The following is a 2,153-nucleotide window of genomic DNA, read 5'->3' on the forward strand; positions in this document are numbered from 1 at the left end:
GGCTCCGGTCAGTCTGCTGCGATGTAACTACGCGAGGATTTTCGTCGAGCTGTAGCGCAATACGGCAGCAGCTCGACGGGGTCACCTATCGCTTGCGTAGCGGTTACGACTGGATCGACCACAAACCCAGCAAAAGAGAGAGAGAAACCATTGGCTAATGCAAAAACGGCGCAGACTCGAGCATTCGAGTTCATCAATCCTGCCAGCCTCTATGACCCGTCGGCTTACGGCTATTCGCATGTTGCCCGGCTCGGCACGGGAGCCCGTATCGCATTTATAGCTGGGCAAGGCGGTGAAACGCCGGACGGGTCACTTTCACCTGACTTCCGTCTTCAGGTACGGCAAGCCCTCGGGAACCTTGCGGTCGCTGCGGCCGCTGTCAACGCCGATCTGCAGAGCGTCATCAAACAAACGATGCTGGTCGTCGATCACGATGAGAAGAAGCTTCACATTCTCGGCGAGGAGTTCGCACGTGCTTATGGTCCTGGCATGATGCCGACGGCCACGCTAGTTCCGGTTCCGCGCTTAGCCCTCGAAGGTATGCTTTTCGAGGTGGAAGCGATCGTGGCGATCTCAGCAGACTAGCTGTGGACGGCCGAGCGGCTGATCGGTGGTTTCGAGCCACGTGGAGGTAGGCTTCGTGGGGCGCAAGCATCTAACGATGCGCATGAAGCAACGGTCGATCTACTATCGACACCCGCCCGAGCTGGCGGGCGCGAAATTTCAAGCATTGGAAAGGACTGACCATGACGACGCTTCTGGTGTTTGAATTCGGGTTCCGCGGGCCGTGGGGCGAAGAGATGGCCCGTGTGCTAGATGGATTGGCCTTGGACATCGCCAATGAGCCGGGGCTGATTTGGAAGGTGTGGACCGAGGCGGCTGATCGAGGTGTCGCGGGCGGAGTATATCTGTTCGACAGCGTCGCGCGCGCGCAAACGTATACAGAGAAACATTCCGCGCGCTTGAAGGATTTCGGCATCACCGACATCGACGTCCGCTCGTACGGCGTCAACGAATCGCTGTCCATGGCCACCCGGGGGCGATGAGCGATATGCAGACGATTGCGTGGTGCGAGACAACACGAAGCGGCGCCGCGCTGACTGCCTGCGTCATCGAGAACGAGGATCTTTGGCTGACGATAAAGCACAGGCGTGAACGGCCGCTGCCTTTGGCTGCCGAGTAGTCCTGCGGTTGATCTCACGGGCTATTGAGGATGATCCAGCGGTGCCATTTCGAGAGCATCTATCAATCCGAGGCGGTCGCCTCCGGCACCGCGCTTGGACGGGCGACACGACATGCCGCGCCGAGCGACGTCTCGCTGCCCAGGCGCCTTTCGAACAATGGCGATTCGGCGCGGCATGTCGTGGAGGCCGCGCGGACGGGTGATGCGGCGGCTCGCCAACTGGTCAAGCCAAGTGGCTCCGCATCGGCTTACCAACCTCTTGCATCTCTTTTCGCCCCGACCTGATCGTGATGGGCGGCGGCCTTTCCTACGGCTTCGACCTCCTGGCGCCGACGATCCGGGTGACCGTCGAGGAGCGCGCCATGCAAGCCTATCGCGACGTGCCGATCGTGCGGGCCGATCTCGCCGCCCGGCTCGCCAAATGGTCGCCTCGCTGACAGGCTGGGCCGACGATGCCATCCCTGACCTTCTTCGGCTGCCCAAGACAACACCATCTGCCTTTGATGCAGCCAGGATCGCTTGTTACACAGCAGAACCTGAGCCGTCTCGAAATCGATGACCGGGCGACGAAGGCTGTGGCGTCCAAAGCGAGTTTCGGCAGGCGGCCGGATGGTTGTCGTCTTGCGCGACTGACGAGAACGGGACAGGCGTGATGCGTGCCCCGAGCGGTGGGAACACCATCTCCCCTGGCCGTTCGGCGGGAACGTTGGTGTTTGGAAGTGATATTTTCGTTGGTTCAATGATGAGCGGATCGGAGGGCGGCGAGTGAGTCCGGGATGGCTTGCCAGTCGGGTTTTCCGGGTGCGAAACGCGCCCTTAGATAGCCCACGAGGTCAATCAGATCGGCATCATGCAGCACGCCGCCGAAGGCCGGCATCGCCATGACGCCGAAATCACCCGCGTCTGTCCTGAGCGGCGAGGCTGCCGGCGCGAACACGCCTTCCAGGACGGCATGGAGCAGATTCTCCGG

5 protein-coding genes are annotated in these 2,153 nt (G+C 61.2%); 4 read left to right on the plus strand and 1 reads right to left on the minus strand.

Annotated elements, in window-relative coordinates; genetic code table 11:
* Nucleotides 1-150 precede the first annotated feature (150 nt).
* The 4 genes from EN935_RS32520 (at nt 151) to EN935_RS42400 (ending at nt 1,620) form a co-directional block, all read left to right on the plus strand.
* On the plus strand, nt 151-585 hold the full coding sequence (locus tag EN935_RS32520; RefSeq protein ID WP_127262854.1) for a Rid family hydrolase: 435 nt from the start codon (nt 151-153) through the stop codon (nt 583-585).
* A gap of 161 nt (nt 586-746) precedes the next feature.
* Complete coding sequence (locus EN935_RS32525) at nt 747-1,046, plus strand: monooxygenase (RefSeq protein WP_127262853.1); 300 nt, start codon at nt 747-749, stop codon at nt 1,044-1,046.
* Nucleotides 1,047-1,051: 5 nt separating this feature from the next.
* Complete coding sequence (locus tag EN935_RS42855) at nt 1,052-1,183, plus strand: hypothetical protein (protein ID WP_281040381.1); 132 nt, start codon at nt 1,052-1,054, stop codon at nt 1,181-1,183.
* Nucleotides 1,184-1,470: 287 nt separating this feature from the next.
* Nucleotides 1,471-1,620 (plus strand): hypothetical protein, encoded by a 150-nt coding sequence (locus tag EN935_RS42400; protein ID WP_245468686.1) that lies wholly within the window; start codon nt 1,471-1,473, stop codon nt 1,618-1,620.
* Between the two features lie 299 nt (nt 1,621-1,919).
* Here EN935_RS42400 and EN935_RS32535 read toward each other — a convergent pair.
* Nucleotides 1,920-2,153: cytochrome c (locus EN935_RS32535; protein ID WP_164771551.1), on the minus strand; the 234-nt coding region annotated here is incomplete at its 5' end.

This window comes from Mesorhizobium sp. M7D.F.Ca.US.004.03.1.1 (genome assembly GCF_003998635.1).
Lineage (GTDB): Bacteria > Pseudomonadota > Alphaproteobacteria > Rhizobiales > Rhizobiaceae > Mesorhizobium > Mesorhizobium loti.

Bases quoted from the DNA above. Each gene is read 5' to 3' on its own strand.
- EN935_RS32525 (WP_127262853.1), top strand. From the start codon at position 747: ATGACGACGCTTCTGGTGTTTGAATTCGGGTTCCGCGGGCCGTGGGGC.
- EN935_RS42855 (WP_281040381.1), top strand. From the start codon at position 1,052: ATGCAGACGATTGCGTGGTGCGAGACAACACGAAGCGGCGCCGCGCTG.